The organism is Sedimentibacter sp. B4, assembly GCF_000309315.1.
In the GTDB taxonomy this organism is placed as follows: Bacteria; Bacillota; Clostridia; order Tissierellales; family Sedimentibacteraceae; genus Sedimentibacter; species Sedimentibacter saalensis.
Genome location: NZ_CANG01000990.1, coordinates 1 through 215 on the forward strand (window position 1 = coordinate 1; position 215 = coordinate 215).

General features: G+C 76.3%; 1 pseudogene. It reads left to right on the forward strand.

Annotation, left to right across the window (positions count from 1 at the left end):
* A pseudogene (locus BN358_RS25825) lies at positions 1-215 on the forward strand (benzoate/H(+) symporter BenE family transporter); the annotation flags it as partial.

Here is a 215-nt window from a genome sequence, read left to right on the forward strand (position 1 = left end):
GGAGCGTTCGCGGTGGTGCTCACCGGGCTCAGGTCGGTCGGGGCACGCCCGCGCAGGCGGCGTCCGGCCTGGCCGTGCTCTGCCTCACGATGGGGGTCGCGACCATTGGCATGGCGTGGCGCTACCGGATGCCGATCACGATCGCCTGGTCGACCCCGGGCGCCGCCCTGCTGGCCACCGCCGGGGTGCCCGAGGGTGGTTGGCCGGCCGCGGTC